Annotated in this window: 1 protein-coding gene; it reads right to left on the reverse strand. The window is 69.5% G+C overall.

All coding sequences use genetic code 11. The features are described from left to right. Positions 1-365 (reverse strand): response regulator (locus DEF28_RS26905; protein WP_147280325.1); only part of this gene is annotated, 365 nt, incomplete at its 3' end. Between the last annotated feature and the right edge of the window lie 19 nt (positions 366-384).

The following is a 384-nucleotide window of genomic DNA, read 5'->3' on the forward strand; positions in this document are numbered from 1 at the left end:
CTGCCCTGGTGCAGGGCGGTGATGACCGCGGCGATGTGCGCCGGTTCCGCGGACTTGCTGACGAATCCCTGGATCCTGAGTTTCAGTGCCTTGCGGAGCACGCCGGGGCGGGCGTGGCGGGTGAGCATGAGGATCACCTGGTCGGGGCGGGCGCGGCGGATGGCGGTGACGGCGGTGAGTCCGTCGGTGCCGGGCATTTCCAGGTCGATGACGAGGACGTCGGGTTCGTGGTGCAGGGTGGCGTGGAGTGCTTCTTCTCCTTCCTGGGCTTGGGCGAGTACGGTGATGTCGCCTTCGAGGGGGAGCAGCGCGGCCAGGGCGGTGCGGAGCAGGGCCTCGTCGTCGGCGAGGACCACGGTGGTCATCGGTCGTCCTTTCGGGGGG

This window comes from Marinitenerispora sediminis (assembly GCF_003336425.1).
Taxonomy (GTDB): Bacteria; Actinomycetota; Actinomycetes; order Streptosporangiales; family Streptosporangiaceae; genus Marinitenerispora; species Marinitenerispora sediminis.